The sequence below is a fragment of the Stenotrophomonas sp. YJH_SMC_65 genome, assembly GCF_059369475.1.
Window position 1 is genome coordinate 136,879 of the sequence record NZ_JCAFSR010000001.1, and the last position, 22,326, is coordinate 159,204.

At 68.3% G+C, this 22,326-nt stretch carries 21 protein-coding genes; 8 read left to right on the forward strand and 13 right to left on the reverse strand.

Going from position 1 to position 22,326, the window contains the following annotated elements; translation table 11 throughout:
- Positions 1 to 72 precede the first annotated feature (72 nt).
- The 3 genes from AC5P7A_RS00585 to AC5P7A_RS00595 all read left to right on the forward strand — a co-directional run bounded on the left by AC5P7A_RS00585 (position 73) and on the right by AC5P7A_RS00595 (position 2,123).
- The gene (locus AC5P7A_RS00585; RefSeq protein ID WP_005410590.1) at positions 73 to 279 is read left to right on the forward strand and encodes a cold-shock protein; all 207 of its coding nucleotides are present in this window, start codon (positions 73 to 75) and stop codon (positions 277 to 279) included.
- A 125-nt stretch (positions 280 to 404) separates the two neighbouring features.
- Positions 405 to 1,673: an FAD-dependent oxidoreductase gene (locus tag AC5P7A_RS00590; protein WP_014647989.1), complete on the forward strand. Its 1,269-nt coding sequence runs from the start codon at positions 405 to 407 to the stop codon at positions 1,671 to 1,673.
- 180 nt (positions 1,674 to 1,853) lie between these two features.
- Positions 1,854 to 2,123, forward strand: a complete 270-nt coding sequence (locus AC5P7A_RS00595; protein WP_014647988.1) for a hypothetical protein — start codon at positions 1,854 to 1,856, stop codon at positions 2,121 to 2,123.
- A 1-nt stretch (position 2,124) separates the two neighbouring features.
- Here AC5P7A_RS00595 and pdeM read toward each other — a convergent pair whose 3' ends face one another.
- Genes pdeM through AC5P7A_RS00615 form a run of 4 tightly spaced genes read right to left on the reverse strand, consistent with a single transcriptional unit; the run spans position 2,125 to position 7,814 of the window.
- Complete coding sequence (gene pdeM / locus AC5P7A_RS00600) at positions 2,125 to 2,766, reverse strand: ligase-associated DNA damage response endonuclease PdeM (protein ID WP_032959004.1); 642 nt, start codon at positions 2,764 to 2,766, stop codon at positions 2,125 to 2,127.
- Positions 2,756 to 5,215 (reverse strand): ligase-associated DNA damage response DEXH box helicase, encoded by a 2,460-nt coding sequence (locus AC5P7A_RS00605; protein ID WP_495219801.1) that lies wholly within the window; start codon positions 5,213 to 5,215, stop codon positions 2,756 to 2,758. The genes pdeM and AC5P7A_RS00605 overlap by 11 nt, the downstream gene beginning before the upstream one ends.
- Positions 5,212 to 6,819, reverse strand: a complete 1,608-nt coding sequence (locus AC5P7A_RS00610) for an ATP-dependent DNA ligase (protein ID WP_495219802.1) — start codon at positions 6,817 to 6,819, stop codon at positions 5,212 to 5,214. The genes AC5P7A_RS00605 and AC5P7A_RS00610 overlap by 4 nt, the downstream gene beginning before the upstream one ends.
- Entirely contained in the window at positions 6,816 to 7,814 is a 999-nt protein-coding gene (locus AC5P7A_RS00615) for a ligase-associated DNA damage response exonuclease (RefSeq protein WP_046431930.1), read from the reverse strand. The genes AC5P7A_RS00610 and AC5P7A_RS00615 overlap by 4 nt, the downstream gene beginning before the upstream one ends.
- Positions 7,815 to 7,927: 113 nt before the next feature.
- Between AC5P7A_RS00615 and AC5P7A_RS00620 the strand changes: the two genes are divergently transcribed.
- Positions 7,928 to 9,565 carry an acyl-CoA dehydrogenase family protein gene (locus AC5P7A_RS00620; protein WP_046431928.1) on the forward strand — a complete coding sequence of 546 codons (1,638 nt, stop codon included), beginning with the start codon at positions 7,928 to 7,930 and terminating at the stop codon, positions 9,563 to 9,565.
- Between the two features lie 112 nt (positions 9,566 to 9,677).
- Here AC5P7A_RS00620 and AC5P7A_RS00625 read toward each other — a convergent pair whose 3' ends face one another.
- The 3 genes from AC5P7A_RS00625 to AC5P7A_RS00635 all read right to left on the reverse strand — a co-directional run bounded on the left by AC5P7A_RS00625 (position 9,678) and on the right by AC5P7A_RS00635 (position 11,886).
- Positions 9,678 to 10,088 carry a hypothetical protein gene (locus AC5P7A_RS00625; protein ID WP_014647982.1) on the reverse strand — a complete coding sequence of 137 codons (411 nt, stop codon included), beginning with the start codon at positions 10,086 to 10,088 and terminating at the stop codon, positions 9,678 to 9,680.
- 156 nt (positions 10,089 to 10,244) lie between these two features.
- On the reverse strand, positions 10,245 to 10,586 hold the full coding sequence (locus tag AC5P7A_RS00630) for a hypothetical protein (RefSeq protein WP_005418203.1): 342 nt from the start codon (positions 10,584 to 10,586) through the stop codon (positions 10,245 to 10,247).
- 124 nt (positions 10,587 to 10,710) lie between these two features.
- Positions 10,711 to 11,886 (reverse strand): thiolase family protein, encoded by a 1,176-nt coding sequence (locus AC5P7A_RS00635; RefSeq protein ID WP_014647981.1) that lies wholly within the window; start codon positions 11,884 to 11,886, stop codon positions 10,711 to 10,713.
- Positions 11,887 to 12,068: 182 nt separating this feature from the next.
- Here AC5P7A_RS00635 and AC5P7A_RS00640 point away from each other — a divergent pair, with 182 nt between their 5' ends.
- On the forward strand, positions 12,069 to 14,912 hold the full coding sequence (locus tag AC5P7A_RS00640; RefSeq protein WP_445978779.1) for a S8 family serine peptidase: 2,844 nt from the start codon (positions 12,069 to 12,071) through the stop codon (positions 14,910 to 14,912).
- A gap of 47 nt (positions 14,913 to 14,959) precedes the next feature.
- Here AC5P7A_RS00640 and AC5P7A_RS00645 read toward each other — a convergent pair whose 3' ends face one another.
- The gene (locus tag AC5P7A_RS00645) at positions 14,960 to 16,057 is read right to left on the reverse strand and encodes a Glu/Leu/Phe/Val dehydrogenase dimerization domain-containing protein (RefSeq protein ID WP_008264553.1); all 1,098 of its coding nucleotides are present in this window, start codon (positions 16,055 to 16,057) and stop codon (positions 14,960 to 14,962) included.
- 278 nt (positions 16,058 to 16,335) lie between these two features.
- Between AC5P7A_RS00645 and AC5P7A_RS00650 the strand changes: the two genes are divergently transcribed.
- A complete protein-coding gene (locus AC5P7A_RS00650; RefSeq protein ID WP_046431919.1) occupies positions 16,336 to 17,412 on the forward strand; it encodes an HDOD domain-containing protein in 1,077 nt (358 codons plus the stop codon).
- A gap of 3 nt (positions 17,413 to 17,415) precedes the next feature.
- Here the strand turns inward: AC5P7A_RS00650 and AC5P7A_RS00655 are convergent, their stop codons facing one another.
- The 3 genes from AC5P7A_RS00655 to AC5P7A_RS00665 form a co-directional block, all read right to left on the reverse strand.
- Positions 17,416 to 19,008 carry a phospholipase D family protein gene (locus tag AC5P7A_RS00655; RefSeq protein WP_049404698.1) on the reverse strand — a complete coding sequence of 531 codons (1,593 nt, stop codon included), beginning with the start codon at positions 19,006 to 19,008 and terminating at the stop codon, positions 17,416 to 17,418.
- Positions 19,009 to 19,116: 108 nt separating this feature from the next.
- Positions 19,117 to 19,815, reverse strand: a complete 699-nt coding sequence (locus AC5P7A_RS00660) for an RNA pseudouridine synthase (protein WP_032958643.1) — start codon at positions 19,813 to 19,815, stop codon at positions 19,117 to 19,119.
- A 47-nt stretch (positions 19,816 to 19,862) separates the two neighbouring features.
- On the reverse strand, positions 19,863 to 20,363 hold the full coding sequence (locus AC5P7A_RS00665) for a M48 metallopeptidase family protein (RefSeq protein ID WP_014647976.1): 501 nt from the start codon (positions 20,361 to 20,363) through the stop codon (positions 19,863 to 19,865).
- A 62-nt stretch (positions 20,364 to 20,425) separates the two neighbouring features.
- On the opposite strand from AC5P7A_RS00665, the gene AC5P7A_RS00670 reads away from it, so the two are divergent.
- Both AC5P7A_RS00670 and AC5P7A_RS00675 read left to right on the forward strand, forming a co-directional pair.
- The gene (locus AC5P7A_RS00670) at positions 20,426 to 20,983 is read left to right on the forward strand and encodes a DUF2058 domain-containing protein (RefSeq protein WP_111207092.1); all 558 of its coding nucleotides are present in this window, start codon (positions 20,426 to 20,428) and stop codon (positions 20,981 to 20,983) included.
- 170 nt (positions 20,984 to 21,153) lie between these two features.
- Positions 21,154 to 21,420, forward strand: a complete 267-nt coding sequence (locus tag AC5P7A_RS00675; protein ID WP_014647974.1) for a DksA/TraR family C4-type zinc finger protein — start codon at positions 21,154 to 21,156, stop codon at positions 21,418 to 21,420.
- Between the two features lie 45 nt (positions 21,421 to 21,465).
- Here the strand turns inward: AC5P7A_RS00675 and AC5P7A_RS00680 are convergent, their stop codons facing one another.
- Together AC5P7A_RS00680 and AC5P7A_RS00685 are read right to left on the reverse strand one after the other, a co-directional pair.
- Positions 21,466 to 22,059, reverse strand: a complete 594-nt coding sequence (locus AC5P7A_RS00680; protein WP_080469282.1) for a mechanosensitive ion channel family protein — start codon at positions 22,057 to 22,059, stop codon at positions 21,466 to 21,468.
- A gap of 35 nt (positions 22,060 to 22,094) precedes the next feature.
- Positions 22,095 to 22,274 carry a hypothetical protein gene (locus AC5P7A_RS00685; protein WP_014647972.1) on the reverse strand — a complete coding sequence of 60 codons (180 nt, stop codon included), beginning with the start codon at positions 22,272 to 22,274 and terminating at the stop codon, positions 22,095 to 22,097.
- Positions 22,275 to 22,326 lie beyond the last annotated feature (52 nt).

Consider the following 22,326-nt stretch of genomic DNA (forward strand, 5'->3'; position numbering starts at 1 on the left):
AGCTTTGCATACTCAGCTTGTGCGCGGGTTCAGCGTACACCACCCATTCATTGCATAAGGTCTCGCATCACCATGCCGAACGGTACCGTCAAGTGGTTCAACGACGCCAAGGGATTTGGCTTCATCTCGCCGGAGGATGGCAGCGCCGACGTGTTCGCGCACTTCTCCGCCATCAACTCCAAGGGCTTCCGCAGCCTGCAGGAAGGCCAGCGTGTCACCTATGACGTGACCCAGGGCCCGAAGGGTGCCCAGGCTTCGAACATCACGCCGGCCGAGTGATCCACTCGACAGTGCGTTGAAAACCCCGCTTCGGCGGGGTTTTTTTTGCGTCGCGACGGGCATTGCGGCGCTGTGGACAGGGTTCCAGGTGGCCATCCGGATTTGCGCTCGGGCACAATGCGCCGATGAAGGAACGACTGCGCATCGCCGTGATCGGCTACGGCACCGCTGGACAGGCATTGTCCATCCTGCTCTCTCGTGATGGCCACGAGGTGGAGATCTTCGAACGCGTGCCCTCGCCGGGGCCGGTTGGCGCCGGCTTCCTGCTGCAGCCCAGCGGCCTGCAGGTGCTGTGGCAGATGGGCCTGCTTGATGCCGTGCGCGCGCATGCGGCGCCGGTGCACCGTCTTTATGGCGATACACCGTGCGAGCGCACGGTGATGGACATGCGCTATGACGGCCTGGACGCGCGCCTGCACGGCCTCGGCATGCAGCGTGGGGCGCTGTTCTCGCTGCTGGACGGGGCGCGTGCGGGTGCGGGCCAGCTGCATGCCGGCGTCACCATCGCCGCAGTGGATGCCGCACAGGGCCGCCTGCATGACAGTGAGGGCCGCATGCATGGGCCGTTCGACCTGGTGGTGGCCGCCGATGGTGCGGCTTCGACGCTGCGCGGCTCGATCGAAGGCGGCACCGGGCTGGACCGCGTGTATCCCTGGGGCGCACTGTGGTGCCTGCTGCCGGCCGAGGACTGGCCGCACCTGCAGGAGCTGCGGCAGCGCTACGTGGCCGCGCGCAAGATGATCGGGCTGCTGCCGGTCGGTACGCGGCCAGGTGATGACACGCCGCGCCTGAGCTTCTTCTGGAGCCTGCCACGCGCCGACTTCGAACGATGGCAGGCCGATGGCATGACGCCCTGGCTGGACGAGCTGCACGCGCTGTGGCCGCAGGCCAGCGCGCGCTTTGCGCATCTGCATGATGCCGGCCAGCTGGCGCGCGCGGTCTACCGTGACGCCGTGATGACGCGCTGGCATTGCGGCCGCATGGTGCTGGCCGGCGATGCCGCACATGCGATGAGCCCGCAGCTGGGGCAGGGCGTGAACATGGCGCTGCTCGATGCGCTGGCATTGCGCGATGCCGTGCGCGCACATGGCGGGGGAGGCGCTGCATTGCAGGCCTACCAGGCGCAGCGCAGGGCGCACGTTGCGGTCTACCAGCGCTGGAGCCGTTGGCTGACGCCGCTGTTCCAGTCTGATCGCGATGCCTGGGCAAAGGCGCGCGACGTGCTGCTCGGGCCGATGGGGCGCCTGCCGGGTGGGCGTGGCCACATGCTGCGCGTGCTCAGCGGTACCCAGCATGGCTGGTTCGGTTCGCTTGCGCTGGATCCGGCATTTGTCGACGCGTTGGCTGCAGGGGCGCAGATGCCTGGCATCAGCGCGATCACTGCGAATGCGTGAAGCGCGCTGTCACGCGAATTAACGGTTGCCTCACCGTGTATATGCGAGAAGTAGGTTGCACGCGATTGCGCGTCGCCCGTTTTCCTTTCCGTGATTGACATCGCGCGTGGCCCGGGCGGCGCTGCCGTTGCGGCCTGTCGCGGCCCGGACGCGCCGCCTGTTGTTGAAGAGGAGGACGCCATGTGGTTCGCGGTCGAGGAGCTGGAATCGGAAATCTGCAAGCTGCGCGGACTGTTGCAGATGCTGCACGAGGACCAGCCCGACGTACTGGAGGACGTGTTCGAATTCCATGTGGGCAGCTTGATCAGTCATGCATCGCCGGAGCACCACGGACGCATCCGCGCCTGCGCACAGGAGATGCTGGCGGCAATCCAGGCCTTGCCGCGGCGACGTGAAGTTGACACGCCTGAGTTCCAGTTGATGCCGCAGCTGGACATTCGTCCGGCCTGATTCAAGCCACTGGCAGTTCCACCAGGCCGTTTTCCACGCAGGCGATCATCTGTTCGCCGCTGGCGGGAGCAGGCACGATTCCGGCGGTGAACGCAGAAAAGGCCGGCAGGACCGTCATCCGCTCGCGCAGCCAGAAGGCCGGGAAGCGCCGGCGCAATGCGGGCAGTGCGACCTGCGGATGCAGGTGGCCTGCGACTACGTGCCACGCCGGATCTGCGCACGGTTCATGTCGCAGCAGGAACGGCGCCAGCCGCACCTCCTCGTGGATCTGCACCTGCAGCTGGGCATGCGGTAGCTGCCGGTCATGATTTCCGCGCAGGACATGCACGTCCAGTGCGGTGTTGCGTTCGCGCCAGCCGAGCCATTGCTGGTACCAGGCGGCGCGATGCGCCGGCCCATGCAGGATGTCGCCCAGGATCCACAGTTCGCGGCAGGCGTGCCTGTCCAGCAGACCCTGCAGGCGTTGCAGGTCTTCGCCGGTTCCGCCGCTGGGCAGCGCGATGCCGGCGCGGCGGAACACATCGGCCTTGCCCAGGTGCAGGTCCGCGATCAGCAGCGCCTGCCGCGCCGGCCAGTAGAGTGCGCGTGCGCCCGCCAGGGTCACCGGTTCGCCGGCAAGCAGCAGTGGTATTTCATCGGCCATGGCGACGTTCCAGCTGCTGGGCCGCGCGTTGCACGCGGGTACGCCAGTCCTCGTTGCTGAACTGTCCGCGCAGGCGTTCGGCCCACAGTGGAAAGCCCAGGGGCGTCAGCGATGCAGGGCGCTGCATCGACATGCGTCGCGCGCCGATCCGGACCAGCACCTGGCGTAGCCCCGGCAGGTCGAGGCTGTCATGCAGCACTTCGCGTTCGGCCAGCGCCAGCAGCAGGTGCTCGGGGTCATGCTCGCGCAATACGTCATACAGCAGGCCCGCCGAGGCCTGCAGCTGGCGCAGCGATCGCGGCATGCCCCCCGGCAGGCTGGGTACCAGCAGGCCTGCGACGCGCGCGATGCCACGGAACTGGCGCCGCGCAAGCTCGCCCAGGTTCACCGCCGCACGCAGATCGTCCAGCAGCTGATCGGTGGTGAACAACGCATGCCATTGCGCCGCGTCCAGGTCGATCGCCTGCGCCGGTGCCAGCGCCAGGCCGTGATCATTCACGGCATAGCCGATGCTGTTGCGTTGCTGGCGGGTGCAGCGCAGTGCCAACAGGGCGGCCAGCGCCTCGTGCACGTGGCGTCCGGCGAAGGGATAGACGAAGAGGAACTGGCCTTCGCGGCGGCGTACGTCCTCCAGCAGCACGTGGTCCGGGCCGGGAAGCGCCGACACCTGCTGCTGAAGTGCCAGCAGCGGTGCCAGCCAGCGGGCTTCCGCGCTGTCGTCGGCGCCTGACAGCACCGACTCCAGTTCGCTGCCCAGTGCCATCGACAGCGGCAGCTGGCCTCCCTGCCAGCGGGGCACGACACCTTCACCGCGCCCTCGTGCCAGCCGCACGAAGGCGGTCATGTCGCGCAGCTGCACCAGCTCCAGCAGGCGCCCGGCGAACTGGAAGCGGTCTCCGCGGCGCAGGCGGCTGGCGAACTGTTCCTCCACGGCGCCGAGGCCGGCCCCGCGCAGGAACTGCACGCGCACGCTGCCATCGCTGCTGATGGTGCCGATCGACAGCCGGTGGCGTAGTGCCTGGCGCCGGTCGTGCATCCGGTAGCGGCCATCGGCGTCCTGCACGACCTTGTGGAAGTCAGGGTACTGGGCCAGGGCCTGGCCCCCCTGCACGATGAAAGTCAGCACGGCCTGCCACTGGTCCTCGGCCAGGGATGCGAACGCATGGGTGCGCCGGACCTGCGCCAGCAGCGCATCCCCGTGGAAGCCACCGGCCAGGGCACGGCTGACCGCATGCTGGGCCAGAACGTCCAGCGACAGCATCGGCGGCCTGCGTGCTTCGACCACGCCTTCGGCCAGTGCGCGACGCACGGCTGCGTACTCGGCCAGTTCCAGCGCATGGCTCGGCACGCAGAGGATCGCGCCACTGGCACCGGGACGATGGCGCGCACGTCCGGCGCGCTGGCGCAGGCGGGCGACGCCCTTCGGGCTGCCCAGCTGCAGTACCTGTTCGACCTCGGGAAAGTCCACGCCGAGGTCGAGGCTGGAGGTGGCGACCACGCAGCGCAGCGTTCCTGCACGCAGCCCGTCCTCCACCTGCTGGCGCAGCGCCGGATCCAGCGAACCGTGGTGCAGCGCAAGCGTGTCGTGTTCCTCGGGCCAGACCGACGCCAGCGCCTGATGCCACAGTTCTGCCTGTGCACGGGTGTTGGTGAAGAGCAGGCTGCTGCGTGCCTGCATCAATGCGTCCAGCACCCGCGGCAGTTGGGCCAGGCCCAGGTGCCCGGCCCAGGGAAAGCGTTCACCGGGTTCGGGCAGCAGGCTGCGCACCGTGGTCGCACGCGGGCGCACGCCCTGCACGATCGGCGCGTCGGGCTGTCCGGGCAGCAGCACGTCGCGCGCCTCATCCAGATTGCCCAGCGTGGCCGACAGCCCCCACAGCTGCAATGCCGGCGCGGCATCGCGCAGCACGGCCAGATTCAACTGCAGCAGGACACCGCGCTTGTTGCCCAGCAGTTCGTGCCATTCGTCCACCACCACGCAGCGCAGCTGGCGCATGCGCGGCAGCGTATCCGGATAGCTCAACAGCAGCGCCAGCGATTCCGGCGTCGTGACCAGTACGTCGATGCGGCCCTCGCGTGCCTGTCGTCGTTCGCGGTTGCTGGCGTCACCGCTGCGCAGGCCGACACGCCATCCAAGCTGCAACCCATCGACCACGGCCTGCAGCGCACGCGCGGTGTCGCTGGCCAACGCGCGCAAGGGCGTCACCCACAGCACCTGCAGCGGGCGTACCGCACCGGCGCGGCGGGGCGAAGGCGGTGGGTCGATCATGGCCTGCAGCAGCGGTCCCCCGAACATCGCCAGTGTCTTGCCGCTGCCTGTGGGCGTGTGCAGCAACCCGGATCCGCCGGCGAGATAGTGCCGCCACATCGCGCGCTGGAACGGCAACGAGCGCCAGCCTTTCGACGCGAACCAGTCTTCCAGCCGGCGTAGTGCCTGGCTGCGGTTCATCGCGCCAGCGCCTGCAGGGTAGCCAGCTGATCGGCCTCGCTGGCTGGCTTGTCGTGGCGCCAGCGCAGGATGCGTGGAAAGCGTACGGCGATACCGGACTTGTGCCGGCTGCTGCGGTTGACCGCCTCGAAGCCCAGTTCGAAGACGTGTTCGGGGCGTACGCTGCGCACCGGGCCAAAGCGCTCGCGGGTATTGGCGCGGATCCAGCGATCAAGCGCGAGGATCTCCTTGTCATCCAGGCCCGAATAGGCCTTGGCCACCGGTACCAGCGTGTCGCCGTCCCAGACGCCGAAGGTGTAGTCGGTGTACAACGTGCTGCGCCGCCCATGGCCAGCCTGCGCGTACAGGAGCACTGCATCGACGGTGAGCGGATCGACCTTCCATTTCCACCAGTCACCGCGGCGTCGCCCGGCCTGGTAGGGCGAGGCACGACGTTTCAGCATCAGCCCTTCCACGCCACGTTCGCGTGCCACATCGCGCATCGCCGCCGCCTGCGGCCAGTCTTCGGCGGCAACGTCGGGTGAGAGCTGGATCCGTACATCACCCAGGGCACCGACGACGTCGGCAAGCCGTGCACGCCGTTCCCGCAACGGCAACTCACGCAGGTCCGCGCCATCGTGTTCCAGCAGGTCATAGGCGAGCACGCGCACCGGCGTGTTGCGCAGGGTAGCCGCACCGGGCTTGCGGCGCTGGATGCGGGTCTGCAGCGCGGTGAATGCACGCGGCAGGTCCGTGGCTTCGTCCCAGGCCAGCAGCTCTCCGTCCAGCACGCAGCCATCGGGAAGCGCCATCGCCGCCTGTTCGATTTCGGGGAAGCGACCATCCAGCCGCTCTTCGCCGCGTGACCACAATGCGACCTCGCCGCGCCGGCGCAGCAGCTGCAGGCGGATGCCATCCCACTTCCATTCCAGCAGCCAATCTTCGATGGGGCCGAGGCGTTCGGCAGGATCGCCTTCCAGTGGTGAGGCGAGGAAGAACGGGTAGGGTTGCTGCCGGTCCAGTGGCAGCTCATCCGGCGACAGCAGCTGGCCCAGCAGTGCGGGCGAGGGCACCCACTCGCCAAGCATGCGCTGGGCGATGCGCGCGATGTCCAGGCCGGACCACTCCGCCAGTGCCTGCTGCACCAGCCGCTGCGAGACGCCAACGCGCAGGGCGCCGGTCAGCAGCTTGTTGAACACCAGGCGTTCGCTGCTGCACAGCTGCTGCCAGCCCGCGACGACCGCCGCACGGCGTACCGCTTCGGGCTGGTTGGCCACCGCCAGCAGATGCTGTTCGATCCAATCCGCCAACGCACGGTCGGCGGCCGGCTGGGATGGATCATCCAGCAGCAGGGTCAACGTTTCGGCCAAGTCACCGACCTGCGCATAGCTGTCTTCCACCAGCCATGGCGGCAAGCCGGATTCTTCGGCAATCCAGGCGCGCAGTTCGCCACTGGCGGCGATCTTGCGGCGTGCGCCGCCCACCTTGCCACCGCTGAGCAGGTACAGCGCCCACGCCGCATCGTGCGCGCCTGCCTGGCGGAAGTAATCGATCAATGCCGCACGCTTGTCCAGCGTGGCGGTGCTGCGGTCCAGGCGCTGGTAGAGCGCCGCGAAGGCCTTCATTCCTCGCTCCCGAAATCGGTACGGAAGGCTTCAGCCGCTACGCCGCGCTCTCGCAGGAAGGGAATCAACGCATCGGTATTGCCATGGGTGGCGATCACCCGCTGCGCGCCGGTCTGTTCGATGGTCTGCAGCAGTGCGGGCCAATCGGCGTGATCGGAAATGACGAAGCCACGATCGACGTTGCGGCGACGCCGGTTGCCGCGCAGCTGCATCCAGCCCGAGGCGAAGCCCAGCTGGTAGCGGCCGAAGCGGCGCATCCACGGTGTGCCGGCGGCCGAGGGCGGGGCGAGGATCAACTGGCCGGCGGCATCCGGCTGGCGACCCTGCTCGGCCACCGCCAGCGTCTCCAGCATTGGCACGTTGGCCTGCCGATACACCTCCACACCATTGGCGATGGCACCGTGCAGCCAGGCCGGGCGATCGTCCAGCGGCAGCAGTTCGGCCAGTACCCGCTGCGCCTTGCCCAGTGCATAGCACAGCAGGATGGCAGCTTCGCCGCGCTGTTCGCATTCGCGGCGCCACGCCACGATCTCCGCAGCGACGGTGGGCGTGTCCGGCCAACGATAGATCGGCAGGGCAAAGGTGGCCTCGGTGATGAAGGTATCGCAGGGCACCACTTCGAACGGCGCACAGGTTGGATCAGGCTGGCGCTTGTAGTCGCCGGACGCCACCCAGACCTGCTGCCCGTCGTCGATGCGCACCTGCGAAGACCCCAGTACATGGCCGGCGGGATGCAGCGATACCTGCACCCGGCCCAGGCGGAACGGCACGCCCTCGGCATGCGCCTGCACCGGCACATCGCCCAGGCGCCAGCGCAGGATCGGCAGGCTGCCGTCGCTGCAGTGGTACTCGCCCATGCCCGGGCGTGCGTGATCGCCGTGGCCATGGGTGATGACCGCGCGCGGGACCGGTCGCCAGGGATCGATGTGGAAATCACCGGCGGCGCAGTACAGCCCTTCTGGGCGCAGGACCACCAGATCGTCATTGACTGCCATGCGGTCACTGTGGCCGACCGCTCGTGCACAGGGTGAGAATCGGCCTGAACACGGGCTTGGCAGGCGATGCGGCACAATCGAACCGCAGATCTCTTGCCGCCAGGACGGACCGGATGAGTGGACCCAGCTTCAGCAGCAATGCGCCCTACGAAACCCATGTGGTGCTGAACCAGCCGCCGTCGTTCGCGGGGCGCCAGTTGTGGACCGATGACGTGGCGCTGATGGAGGCGGTGCAGCGCGAAGGCGCTGGCGGCTTCGCGCCGCGGCTGGCGGTCTATGGTGCGCTGGCGGGTGACGAACTGTACCGGCTCGGCTTCGATGCCAACCGCGATCGGCCGCGCCTGCGCACGCATGATGCGCAGGGCCATCGCATCGATACGGTGGAGTTCCATCCGGCCTATCACCAGTTGATGGGCACAGCGAAATCGCACGGGGTCGCCGGGTTGTCCTGGCACGAGCCGCAACCGGGCGGGCATGTCGCGCGCGCGGTGTTGAGCTACCTGCACCACCAGGCCGAGGCCGGCACCAGTTGCCCGTTGACGATGACCCATGCGGCAGTTGCGGTGCTGCACACGCAGCCGCACCTGGCCGAGTGGGCGCGCAAGGCCGCAGCGCCGGTCTATGATCCGCGCGATGTACCGGTGGCGGACAAGGCCGGCATCACGCTGGGCATGGGCATGACCGAGAAGCAGGGAGGCTCGGATGTGCGTGCCAACAGCACGCGCGCTGAACCGATCGATGGCGAGCGCTATCGCCTGGTCGGTCACAAGTGGTTCTTTTCCGCACCGATGTGCGATGGCTTCCTGGTGCTGGCGCAGGCGCCGGGAGGACTGACCTGCCTGCTGATGCCGCGCCGGCTGGCCGACGGCGACCGCAACGCATTCCGGTTGATGCGCTTGAAGGACAAGCTTGGCGATTGGGCCAATGCCTCCAGCGAAGTCGAGTTCTGCGGGGCACAGGCGTGGCGCGTGGGCGAGGAGGGGCGGGGCGTGGCCACCATCATCGGCATGGTGATGATGACCCGCCTGGACTGCATGCTGGGCGCGGCGGCGGAAATGCGCATGGCGCTGGCGCAGGCGCTGCATCACGCACGTCATCGCCGCACGTTCGGCAAGCTGCTGGTCGAGCACCCGTTGATGACCAATGTGCTGGCCGACCTGGCACTGGAGTCGGAAGCGGCCACAGTGCTGTCGATGCGCATCGCGCGTGCGGTGGACCGGGCCGGCGTGGATGCCAACGAAGCCGCGTTGGCGCGTGTGGGGACGGCGCTGGGCAAGTACTGGTTGTGCAAGCGCGCGCCGGCCTTCGTCAATGAAGCACAGGAATGCCTGGGCGGCGCGGGCTATGTGGAGGAATCGATGCTGCCGCGGCTGTACCGGCAGGCACCGTTGAATTCGATCTGGGAAGGAAGCGGCAACATCCAGTGTCTGGACGTGCTGCGCGCGCTGGCGCGCGAACCGGAGGCGCTGGCGGCGCTGCGCGCTGAACTGGCGGCGGTGGCCGATCGTGATGCGCGCTACGCAGCGGCTTTGCAGCGGTGGGCAGCAGCACCGCCACCGGATGAGTCGCAGGCGCGGCTGTTCTGCGAGCGCACAGTGCTGTTGTTGCAGGCCGCGCTGCTGTTGCGTGCGCAAAGTCCGATGGCAGAGGCGTTCGTGCGCAGCCGGCTGCAAGCGGAGCATGGGCTGGTGTTCGGGACCCTGCCGACGGGCGTGGATCTGTCGGCGATGCTGGTGCGCGCGCTGCCGTAGGAGCGCCCACCACGGAATCAACGGAAAAAACGCAAAGCGAAAAGCAGAAAAGCCGCGGCAGTGCCGCGGCTTTTCCTGTAGCGCCGGGCCCATGCCTGGCTGCCGGCACGCCTCAGTGCTTGGCTTCTTCCTTGGCGGCGTTCGCCTTCGCGTCATTGGCAACATCGCGGGCCTTGTCGGCCACCTTCTGTGCGGCGTTGGCAGTCGCGTCGCTGGCGTGTGCGGCGGCGTCGGTTGCGGCGTCCTTGGCCTTGTCGGCAGCGTTGGCGGTGGCGTCTGCAGCCTTGTCCAGCGCCTGCTGGGTATCGGCGGCGGCCTGCTCGGAGGCTGCAGCGGTCTTGTCGGCGGCGTCACGGGTAGCTTCTGCCGCCTTGTCGACGGCATCGCGGGCAGCCGCGCCGGCGCTGTCAGCGGCCTGCTGCGCGTCCTGCTTGGCCTGTTCGGCTTCCGGGCCCTTGCAGGCGGCCAGGGCCAGCAGCAGGGAGGCGGCCAGCAGGGTGGTGGTGATCGGGCGAATCTTCATGGCGGTCTCCGGTACTGCAATGGATGGGGACGCCAGCCTATTCATGCCGTTGTGAAGGCGGGGTCGCGATGCCCGCGCCGCGAGGTCGCAGTGGCGCAAAGAAAAAGCCGCTGGCGAACCAGCGGCTTTTCCGGAACAGCGTGAAGAAAGAAGTTATTACTTCTTGGCTTCTTCAGCAGCGTCCTTGGCCTGCTCAGCGGTAGCTTCGGCAGCCTTGGCAGCGTCCTTGGCTTCGCCAGCAGCAGCGTCGGTCGCGGCAGCAGCGGTGTTGGCAGCAGCGTCGGTCGCAGCGTCAGCAGCGGTGGCGGCGGTGTTGGCAGCCTGCTGGGCAGCGTCGGCGGTCTGGGCGCCGGCAGCGGCGGCCTGGTCGGCAGCAGCCTGGGCTTCGGTGGCGGCTTCGTTGGCCGAAGCAGCGGCGTCCTGGGCAGCTTCCTGCTTCGAGCAGGCGGCCAGGGCCAGAGCCAGGGACATCGCGACCAGCAGCTTGTTGATGCTCATTGTGTAAATCCTCGTCGTTAGAATTAGGCAACGCGCATGCTGCGCGCCGACAACATGATGACAAGCCAAGATTGGGTGTCAAGCGATCCCGCATTCATTTTTGCGAAATCATCGTTAAATCTTTTTAAATCAATTCGATGGCGATTGCCGTTGCTTCGCCGCCACCGATGCACAGGGTGGCAATGCCGCGCTTGCCACCGCGCGTGCGCAGGGCGTTGACCAGGGTCACCACCAGGCGTGCACCGGAGGCACCGATGGGATGACCCAGCGCGCAGGCACCGCCATTCACGTTCAGCTTGTCGTGCGGGATGCCCAGCTCACGCATCGGCGCCATTGCCACCACGGCAAAGGCCTCGTTGATCTCGAACAGGTCGATCTGGTCCAGCGACCAGCCGGTCTTGGCCAGCAGCGTGTGGATCGCGCCGATCGGGGCGGTGGTGAACCACTCCGGTTCCTGCGAATGGGTGGCGTGGCCGACGATGCGGGCCAGCGGAGTGATGCCACGGGCGGCCGCGTCTTCCTCGGTCAGCAGGACCACCGCGGCGGCGCCGTCGGAGATGCTGGAGGAACTGGCGGCGGTGACGCTGCCGTCCTTCTTGAAGGCCGGGCGCAGGGTCGGGATCTTGGCGATATCCGAGCGCCCCGGCTGCTCGTCGGTGGCGACCTCGACGTCACCCTTGCGGGTGGCTACCTTCACCGCGACGATCTCGTCGGCGAACGCACCGTTGGCCTGTGCGGCCTGCGCGCGCTTGACCGATTCGATCGCGTAGGCGTCCTGCTCCTCGCGGCTGAACTGGTACTTGTCCACGGCGCATTCGGCGAATTCGCCCATGGCCTTGCCGTCATAGGCGTTGACCAGGCCGTCGTGGGCCATGTGGTCGACCGCCTGGAAGTTGCCGAAGCGGTTGCCGGTACGGGAGTTCGGCAGCAGGTGCGGGGCGTTGGACATCGATTCCATGCCACCGGCGACCACGATGCTGGCCGAACCGGCCTTGATCAGGTCATGGCCGAGCATGATGGTCTTCATGCCCGAGCCGCACACCTTGTTGAGGGTGGTGGCGCCGGTCGACAGCGGAATGCCGGCGGCGATCGCCGCCTGGCGGGCGGGCGCCTGGCCGAGGTTGGCCGGCAGCACGCAGCCCATGAGGACCTCGGAGACGTCGCTGGCCGGTACGCCCGACTGTTCCAGGGCGGCAGCGATGGCGGCCGCGCCGAGGGTGGGGGTCGGCACGCCGTTGAACTGGCCGAGGAAGGAGCCGATGGCGGTGCGCTTGGCGGCGGCGATGACGATGTTGGACATGGCAATCTCGTTGATGCGTAAGCAATGTTCGGAAAGGAGACCGCGGACGTTGGAAGCGCCCCGGTTTCCCGGCAGACTGCGTGGGGGTCGGCCCAAGTATAGAGGGTCGGGGAGGGCCGCCGCTGGGCGGCACCGCACGCCTGCCGGGATGTAGGCAGGTCAACGTTCATGGGAAGGAATCGATGGAACGCACGACGATGGTTAGGTCCGCGCTGGCAACGGCGCTGGCGATGGCAATGACGGCATGTGGCGGCGGCGGAGGCGGCGGCAATGTCCGCATCGATCCCCCTCCGACCACCCCCACACCCCCAACGACGCCCCCTCCGACGGCACCGCCTCCGGCCAAGCCGCAGGAACCGGCCTTCGACGCGCACCTGTCAGTGACCAATGCGCGTGCCGCACAGGCCGCCGGCCTGACCGGGCAGGGCGTGCGCATCGGCATCGTCGACTCGGGCGTGCAGCGCAACGCAGCGGCATTGAACGGGCGGGTGGTGGGCAACCTCAACTACATCGATCCGGCGCGCAACAACCTGCTGGTGGACGACGTGGTGGGCCACGGCACGGCGGTAGCCAGCCTGGCCGCCGGCGCGCCGGTGGGAACCTGGCCGGGCGGCATCGCCCCCGGTGCGCAGATCGTTTCGGCGCGGATCATCGCCGACAAGCCGCCGGTCGATGACGGCAGCGGCAAGGGCAATTCCTTCAGCGGTCCGCTGGGCGTGGCGCAGGTCCACCAGGACCTGATCAGCTACAACGTGAAGGTGATGAACAACTCGTGGGGCGGCCTGTACTGGACCGACCTGCCGACCACCGCGCAGGTGGCGGCCGAGTACCGTCCGTTCGTCATCAACCATGGCGGCCTGGTGGTGTTCGCGGCCGGCAACGATGCGCGCACCGAACCGAGCAGCCTGGCCGCCCTGCCCAGCCAGCTGGGCGTTGCCGGCTCGCTGCCGGCGGCCGACCTGGAGCGCGGTTGGCTGGTGGCGACCGCAGTGGATCCCTATGCACCGGGCACGCTGGCCAGCTACGCCAATGCCTGCGGGCAGGCGGCGCGCTATTGCCTGGCGGCGCCGGGCAGCGCGGTCTATCCCGATGCCAATGGCAGCACCTACTACTGGAACTACGGGACGTCCTTCGCCGCCCCGTTGATCTCCGGCGCCGCCGCGCTGGTCTGGCAGCGCTACCCATACTTCGACAACAACCTGGTGCGGCAGACCCTGCTGGGCACGGCCAAGGACATCGGCGCGCCCGGCGTGGATGCGGTGTTCGGCTACGGCCTGCTCGACATCTCGCGGGCGATCAAGGGCCCGGGCCGCTTCGACTGGGGTGATGTAGTGGCCAATGTCGATGCGCCATCGAGCGGCTCGCTGTGGAGCAACGACATCGTCGGCAGCGGCGGCCTGGTCAAGCAGGGCGGGGGCACCCTGGTGCTCGCAGGCAACAACAGCTACAGCGGCGCCACCCGCATCGAACGCGGCATCCTGTCGCTGCAGAACGGCGGTGTCATCCGTTCCAACGTGACCATCCTCGGCCAGCCCGACCCGGATTCGACCGGCCTGCAGTTCAATGGCGGCACGCCGCGCGTGATCGGCAACGTGGTCAACGGCAGCAGCGTGTTCCTGACCACCGGCAGCACCACCGGCACCATCGAGGGCAACTACACGCAGCAGGCGGGTGGCCAGTTGATGATCGCGCTCGGTGCCAATGCGCTGCAGGTGACCGGCACGGCCTCGATCAATGGTGGCGTGCGCGTGCATGGCTTCGTCTCCGGCTACGTGCCGCAGAACGGCAGCCGCCAGGACCTGGTCCATGCGGCCGGTGGCCTGAGCGGCACCTTCAGCAGCCCGGCCTCCTCCAGCGGCCTGCAGGGCCTGTCGCTGCTGCAGAGCAGCTATGGCTATGACAGCAACACTGCCTGGTTGAACCTGACCCAGGTGAGCGTGACGGCGGCGGCGACCGGGCTCGCGGCCTCGGCGCAGTCCGCGGCGCAACGACTGGAAGGTGCGTTCAGCGCACTCGATGGCAGTCCTGCGCTGCAGGGCTCGGCCTTCGGCACGGCGGCCGGTGCGCTGCAGTGGACCGGCGGTGGCAGCGAGGGCCTGGCAGCCAGCCTGCAGAGCCTGTCCGGGCAGGCGCATGCGCGGGCCGAGTCGGCCACCTTCGACAGCATCGACATGTCGCGCCGTGCGATCGCCGAGCGCTTCGATCGCGTGCAGGCGGCGCCGCGCCTGCGCGGGGCCTGGCAGAGCGCGCTCGGTGAGGCCGGGCAGGGCAGTTTTGCCGGCAATGCCGCCGACAGCCGTGGCTGGATGGCCGGCCAGGACCTGCCGCTGGGCAGCAATGGGCTGATGGGCGTGGCCTTTGGCGAGACCCGCAGCAATGGTGGCAGCAGCTTCGGCGGCGATCGTGGGCGTGATCGCCAGGCGCAGGCACAGTTGTACGCCGGTTGGAACCTGGGCCGGGGCTATGCGCTGGCGCAGGTCGGCAGCGGCCAGTTCACCCGTGCGCTGGATCGCCAGTTGCTGCTGGGTGCCGGTGCCTATGGTGTTTCCGCACGTTACGGCGGACGCTTCAGCAGTGCCAGCGTCGAAGGCGGCTATCGTTTTGGCCGCGCGGGCGCGTCGTTGACACCGTATCTGGGTGCCAGCACCACGCGCGTGGATACCGATGCCTTCAATGAGCTGGGTGGTTTCGGCTTCGGCCTGCGTGGCGACGCCAACCGCGTGCAGCGCAGCAAGATGCTGGCCGGTATCCGCGGCGAGCGCGGCTGGGGGCGCTGGACGCTGCGCGGGCACGCCGAGTGGCAGCAACGGCTCGACGGTGCCGATGCGGACTGGCAGGCCAGCTTCGTTGGTGTCGATGCCTGGGCACCCCTGGCGGGATGGGACGCACCGCGTGGCAGTGCGCTGTTCGGCGTGGCGCTGGAGTCGTGGTGGGGCCGCAATGGCCGCCTGAGCCTGGGCTTCGACCAGCGCGTCGGTGGCGAGGGCGCGCGCCAGGCGGCGCTGCGCTACAGCACCGGGTTCTGAGCGGGAGGTCGCGCCGGGACGTCAGCTCCGGCGCGACATCGGCAGGCTCAGCCGCCGCGCAGGTTGCCCAGGCGCGGGGTGCTGCGGCCCAGCGGCATCTTCAGCTTGCCGATCGACAGGATGCGGCTTTCGGCGATGCGGTCGGCCGCACGCTGCGGCGCGATGTTCTCGCGCTGCGACAGTTCGAAGATGCGGGTGAGGTTGTGATAGATGCTGCGGATCAGGCGCATCGCGCGTTCGCGGTTGTAGCCATCGATCTCCAGCGACACGTTCATCACGCCGCCAGCGTTGACCGCATAGTCCGGCGCATACAGGATGCCGCGCGCGTGCAGTTCATCGCCGATTTCCAGGCTCGACAGCTGGTTGTTGGCGGTACCGCAGATGATCTTGGCCTTGATCCGCGGCAGGGTGTCGGCGTTGATGGCGCCTTCCAGCGCGCACGGTGCGAACACGTCGGCGTTCACTTCGTGGATCTCGTCGGGCTTGACCGCTTCGGCGCCGAAATCGCTGACCGCGCGATCAACCAGTGCGCTGTCCAGGTCGGTGACATACAGCTTGGCACCGCGGTCGCGCAGCAGTTTCACCAGCTCCATGCCGATGTGGCCCAGGCCCTGCACCGCGATGCTGGTCTTGCCCACTTCCTCGTGGCCGAACTTGAAGCGCATCGCCGCCATCAGCGCCTGCAGCGCACCGTAGGCGGTGAACGGGGCCGGATCGCCGGAGCCGCCATGGACCTGGTGCACGCCGGTCACGAACTGGCTCTCCAGGTAGATGTTCTCCATGTCGTTGACGTCGGTGCCGACGTCTTCGGCGGTGATGTAGCGGCCGCCCAGCGAGTCGACGTAACGGCCGAAGGCGCGGAACAGCACCTCGGTCTTGTCCACCTTCGGGTCGCCGATGATCACCGCCTTGCCGCCACCGACGTTGAGGCCGGCCAGCGCATTCTTGTAGGTCATCGTCCGGCTCAGCCGCAGCACGTCGGCCAGTGCCTCGTCGGTGCTGGCGTAGGGGCGCATGCGCACGCCGCCCAGGGCCGGGCCCAGGGTGGTGTTGTGAATGGCGATGATCGCCTTCAGGCCGGCATCGTGGTTGTGGCAGAACACCACTTGTTCGTGGCCGGTGGTGGCGAGGGTTTCGAATAGCATGGCGTCTCCGATGGCGCGAACAGCGGCGAACTGCAGCGAACGGCCAGTGAACGGTAGGGTCCCAAAACAAAAAAAGCGACGTCGTCATGGCTGGGGGACGGGTCGCGCGGCGCCATTCTAGTCCATTCGCCCGGCCGTTGCCGTCGACGTCGGCGGCCGTCCGGTTAAAGAAGATGAAAGTGCGGCCGATGCTGCGACGACGGCGGGTGGCCGGATGGGCGTGAAGAGGCAGGGCGGTCAGTGACGGCAAGGGCATCACAACGACAGGGCGGGCGGCGATGACAGCGGCATGGTGGCGATCGCTGCGCGGCTGGCTGACACGTTCGACCGGGACGGCACCGGCGCGGCTGGTTGCCGCATCCCGCCAGGCGGTGGCCGCCGCAGCCGCAAGCCTGCAGGGCGAGGCGCTGCCGTCGCCGGAGATCGCCGCTCACCTGCAACGCGGGCTGCATGCGCTTGCGTTGTACCCACGGCTGGCCGGCGAGCCAACGCCGGTGCAGGACCCAGGCCTGGGCGAGGCGGTGGCGCGCGCGCTGCAGGACCGCGACTGGGCGGCCAGGCAGCTGCCCCGCCGGCCGCAGCTGCTGCCGCAGCTGATCCAGACCGTCAACGACGATGCCGCCTCGGCCCGGGTGATGGCCGCGATCATCGGCCAGGACCCGGTGCTGACCGGCAACCTGCTGCGCATCGCCAACAGCCCGGCCTACAAGGTCCACGAGCGCCCGGTAGAGAGCCTGCAGCGGGCGGTGACCCTGGTCGGCACCGAGGGCGTGCGCCAGATCATCAGTGCGGTACTGGTGCAGCCGGTGATGCAGGTGCAATGCGAGGTGTTCCCGCAGTTCAGCGCGATCATCTGGGAGCACGCACTGCTGGCATCGCGTGCAGCGGCCGACCACGCACGCACGGTCACCTTCGGCGATGCCTTCGCCGCGCAGTGGCTGGGCCTGGTGCAGGGGCTGGGTGCGGCGCTGGTGATGCGCCAGCTGCTGCAGGAGGCACAGGCCCGTGGCGAGCCCGTGGAGCCGGCGTTGGCCCTGCAGCTGTTGCAGCAGTGGTCGTTGCCGCTGGCGCAGCGGGTCGCTGCCGCATGGGAGTTGCCTGAGCCGGTTCACCAGGCCTTGGCGGTGGATGCGGAAGGATCGTTGGCCGACAGCCTGCGCCTGGCCAGCGCGGCCGCAGCGGCCAGCCTGTTGTGCCGCCATGGGCATGCCAGCCAGAGCCGCATGCTGGCCCTGCTGGAGCAGCTGCCCTCGGCACCGCCGCATGCATTGCGCTGGATCTGGCGGCGCCTGCATGGGCGCAACGTGGAAACGCTGGACGAGGCCGGACAGGATGAGGCCACTCCGGCGTCCTGAGCGCTACAGCTGCGATTCCACCGGCAGCCAGCTGATCACCCGCGACAACCAGCGCTTGCGCGCCGTTGCCCCTGGCTCGGCCTCCACCCAGTGCGGTGGCGGTTCGCGCTCCAGCCAGCGCAACCGGCGGCGGTCGTCCAGTGCCAGCCACCAGCTGTGCCTGGGGTCAGCCAGGCGCAGGTATTCGTCCCGCAGCTGTGTACCCAGCACCGGATCGTCGAACAGCACACCCATTTCAGTGTTCAGGTAGGCCGAGCGCGGGTCCAGGTTGAAGGAGCCGACGAAACCGCGGCGGTCATCGATCAGGAATGCCTTGGTGTGCAGGCTCGCGCCGCTGCTGCCGAACACGCCGGCATCGCCCGACTGACCCTGTGCCTTCAGCTCGTACAGGTGGACGCCGGCTTCCAGCAGTGGCACGCGGTAGCCCATGTAGCCCCCGTGCACGGCGGCGACGTCGTTGGCGGCCAGCGAGTTGGTGACCACGCCCACCTGCACGCCCCGCCCGGCCATTGCCGAAAAGCCATCGAGGCCCTCGTTGCCGGGCACGAAGTAGGGCGAGATCAACAGGGCCTTGTGCCGGGCGGCCTGCAGCTCGCTGATCAGGGTCGACACCAGCCAGGTGGCGCGATCATCCCTGCGGTGCTTCATCGGCGGGTCCGACACGATGCGCACGGCACCGCTCCAGTGCAACGGCTCGGGGCTCGGGCGCTGCCGCTGGCGTGATTCGGCCACGCGCGCAAGGTAGGGGCGGGCCACGTCCCGCTGCGCCTCGTGGTCCGATTCGCGCACCAGCAGGCGCAGTTGTGCGTCGGTATGGAAGGCAAGCGCGGATACCGGAATGGCGGTTTCGCTGTTCCAGTAGTCGTCGAAGATCCGGTTGGCCTGCTCCACGGCGGGGCCGGCGACCAGCAGGTCCAGATCCTGGAAGTTCACGTCGGTGCGCGCGCTGAAGTACTCCTCGCCGATGTTGCGGCCACCGACGATCGCGACGCGGCCATCGGCGATCCAGCTCTTGTTGTGCATGCGGTGGTTCACGCTGAAGAAGCGCTGCACCATCTCCACCATGCGCAGGATGCCGGTCCGGTTGCGGAACGGGTTGTACAGGCGGATCTCGATGTTCGGATGGGCATCGAGCGCCATCATCAGCGCGTCCTTGTCCTTGGCATTCATGTCATCGAGCAGGATGCGCACGCGCACGCCGCGCTCGGCGGCGTCGTACAGCGCCTTGGCCATCAGGTGGCCGATCAGGTCGTCGTGCCAGATGTAGTACTGCAGGTCCAGGCTGCGGCCGGCCTGGGTGGTGATCATCGCGCGGGCGGCGAAGGCATCCATGCCATCGCTGAGGAAGGCCACGCCCGACTGGCCGGGATGGGCCGCCTGCAGCGGCACGATCTGCTGGTCGATGCGGGTCTGTGCCGGCTGCAGCGGCAGCACGTGCGAAGGCGCGCCATGCGCCTGCGGCGTGAGATGGTCGGCCAGCAGCAGCCCGGACAGGACCAGCAGCACCAGCACGGCGAGGATGATCGCAGCAACACGCAGCAGGCGTCGCCACAGCGGCTTGGGCAGGCTCATGCCCCGATGGTAGAGCCACGCCATGCGTGAAGGAATGCCTGCAGGATCGACAGGGGGTCAGAGCCCCTGCCTTCGGCACGGGATCCGACCCCCGGATCCCTCTCCACGGGAAAGGGCCCTGACCCGCACACCTCAGAACCGCTCGTCGCTGCCCAGGTAGCGCCACTGCCCCGGCGGCAGCGGCCCCAGCGCCACGCGTCCGATACGCAGGCGGCGCACGGCCGTGACCTGCAGGCCGGCGGCGCTGACCGCCACACGCAGCCCCTTGGCCGTCAGGCCCTTGCCGGCGAAGCGCAGGCGCTGCTCGCTCTGCCAGCTGACCTTGGCGCCGCCCGATTCCTGCTGCAGCCGCGCCATCAGCCACGGCCCGCGCTCGGGACCGCCTTCGGCCACTTCGATCAGGTATTCCTGCTCGGTACGGCCCAGGTTGCGCTGCAGGTGGGCCAGCGTGGCCGGATCCTGGCTGACCACCACCAGCCCGCTGTCGCTGGCCGGCAGCGAGGCGGCCAGCTGCAGGCCGTGGAAGTGACGCTGCAACGGGCGGATGTCGCTGGCATCAAGTTCGCTGCGGCTGTCACTGCTGACCAGGGCACACAGGGTTTCGGCGGCGACACCGGCCGGCTTGTGCAGCAGCATGCTGACCCGCTCGGCCTTTTCATCGCTGGCCTGTTCGGCCACCACGATCACCGCGCTGTCATCGACCGGGCGCTGCGGCTGTTCCACCACGTCGCCGTTGACCGTGACCCAGCCGCCTTCGATGTAGCGCCGCGCTTCGCCGCGCGGGATGCCGAGCAGGGCGGACAGGCGTTTGTCGAGACGGATCGGTTCCATGGCAGGCAGGTCGGGCAGGGGGCGCGCAGTGTAGCTGCTGCGGCCGGTCAGCGCTGGCCGCGGTTGGCCAGCTCGGTCAGGTACAGGCGGGTATCGAACTCCAGCTGCAGGTAGTCCGGCTCCATGTGCTGGCACAGCTGGTAGAAGGCCTTGTTGTGGTCGGCTTCCTTCAGGTGGGCCAGCTCATGCACCACGATCATGCGCAGGAACGCCGCGGGTGCCTGGCGGAACACGGTCGCGATGCGGATCTCGCGGCTGGCCTTGAGGCGGCCGCCGTGCACGCGGGAGATGGCGGTGTGGGTGCCCAGCGCGTGCTTGATCACTTCCAGCGTATTGTCGTAGCAGACCTTGTTGAGCGGCACCGACTTGCGCAGGTAACGGTCCTTCAGCTCCTGGGTGTAGTCGTACAGCTGGCGGTCGCTGCGCACCTCGTGCGGGTCGGGGTAGCGCTGCTGCAGCCAGGGGCCGAGCCTGCCCTGCGCCAGCAGCTCGCTGACCTGGGCAACCAGGGGTTCGGGATAACCGGTGAGGTACTTCAGGACTGCCATGCAGGGCCGGCGGGGCGTCGGTAGAATGGGGCATCCAAGATTACACGCGGTACGCACCGACCATGGCAAAGCCCAACGCGCTGCAGGAACAATTGCTCAAGGCCGGCCTGGCCAAGAAGTCGCAGGCCAGCGCCGCCGCACGCGAGCAGGCCAAGGCCCGCCAGGGCAAGGCCGAATCGACCTCGGCCGAGGTCCAGCGCGAGGCTGAACGTGCCCGCGCCGAGAAGGTCGAGCGCGACCGCGCACTGGCCGCCGAACGCAATGCCCAGGCCAGGCAGGCTGAACAGAAGGCCCAGGCCAGGCAGATCATCACGGCCCATGCCGTACCCCACAAGGGCGACGACGAGTACCGCTTCAGCGATGGCGCAGCGATCCGTACCCTGCTGATCGACCCCAAGCTGCGCAAGGCGCTGTCGGTGGGCGTGCTGGTCATCGTCGCCCACGGCGAGGGCTATGTGTTGCTGCCCCGCGCCGCCGCCGAAAAGGTGCGTGAACGCGCACCCGAAGCAATCATCGTCGACCACGGCCAGCCGGGCTCGACCGCCGAGATCTCCACCGGCAACGCAGAAGACGACGCCTATTACGCGCAGTTCCAGGTGCCCGACGACCTGGTCTGGTAAGCAAAAAGGGGACGGAGGGGATTAAGCCGCAATCGGCCTGATCGGATCCGTCGGCGTTCTGTTTGGCATCCTGAAAAGCAGCCGAGCATGGCTCGGCTCTACATGAAGGCCTTCCTTTTTGCCGGGGTGTATCGTCCCCATATCGGGCGACACACCTGCGGAGGATAGCCATGGCCACCGGTTGGGCAGGAGACGGCGCGGTCCAGGACCAGATCGACGCCACCGTCGACGACGCGATCGCCCGCGCGCGGCGCCAGCTGCGCGAGGGACCCGGTCTGGAACACTGTGAGGAATGCGACGCGCCGATCCCGTTGGCGCGGCGCCAGGCTGTGCCTGGTGTGCGGTTGTGCGTTGCGTGCCAGCAGGCGCGGGACGACGAAGACCAGGCGCATGCCGGGTACAACCGGCGTGGCAGCAAGGACAGCCAGCTGAGGTAAAGGGGTGTTTTATTGCAGGGCGCAGCCCTGCCGAAAACTCCACCCTCAACCGTCGCCCTGGATGCCGCCGGGGGCCTGCGCCGGGTCACGCCAGCGCCGTACCGTGCGCTGGAAGAACAGGTTGTTCGGCAGCTGCAGCACCGTGCCCTCGTGGCCCTCGCCGGTCTCCTGCAGCGTGGTGTAGATCAGGTTCACGTCGATCACCCGGCCCTTCAGGCCCGGCTTCTCGCCGTTCTCCAGCACCTCGATGTAGTCGTGCAGGCGGAACGGGCGGGTGGTGAAGATCAGCAGCGTGCAGAAGATGTTGGACAGCACGCTCCAGGCCGCGAAGAAGGCCACCGCGCCCACGGCCGCGAAGCCGGTGAACGCGGTCCACAGCACCGAGGGCTTCGCGCCGAGCAGGCTGAGGATGTACAGCAGGGCACTGAAATAGACCACGAAACTGGTGATCCGGCGCGCGCCCATCACCATCTCGGGCGGCAACGTGTAGTGCTCGGCGAAGCGGCGGATCAGGCGCCGGGCGAGCACGCGCAGGAGCCACGCGACCAGAAGCACCACTACGATCTGCAGGGCGACGCCGGCGTAGTTCAACCACGGGTGGGTCCAGGGCGGCAGGTGATCCTTCAGCGACAACATCATGGGGCGACAACAGGTGGCAATAACGACCTTCGATGTTACCCGGCGCGTGCCGGGGATTCGACCGCCGGGGCCCAGGCCAGGCACACCAGCGCCTGGCGGTGCTGTTGCAGGCAGGCACGGCCGTTACCGGGGTGCAGCTGCAGCGACAGGCCCAGTGCCTGCAGCACGACGCAGGCGGCGATCACCAGCAGGGCGGCGCAGGTTGGGCTGGACATGGCAGGACTCCTGGACGGCAATTTCGCGAAGGACCTTCCATGGATGCAGCAG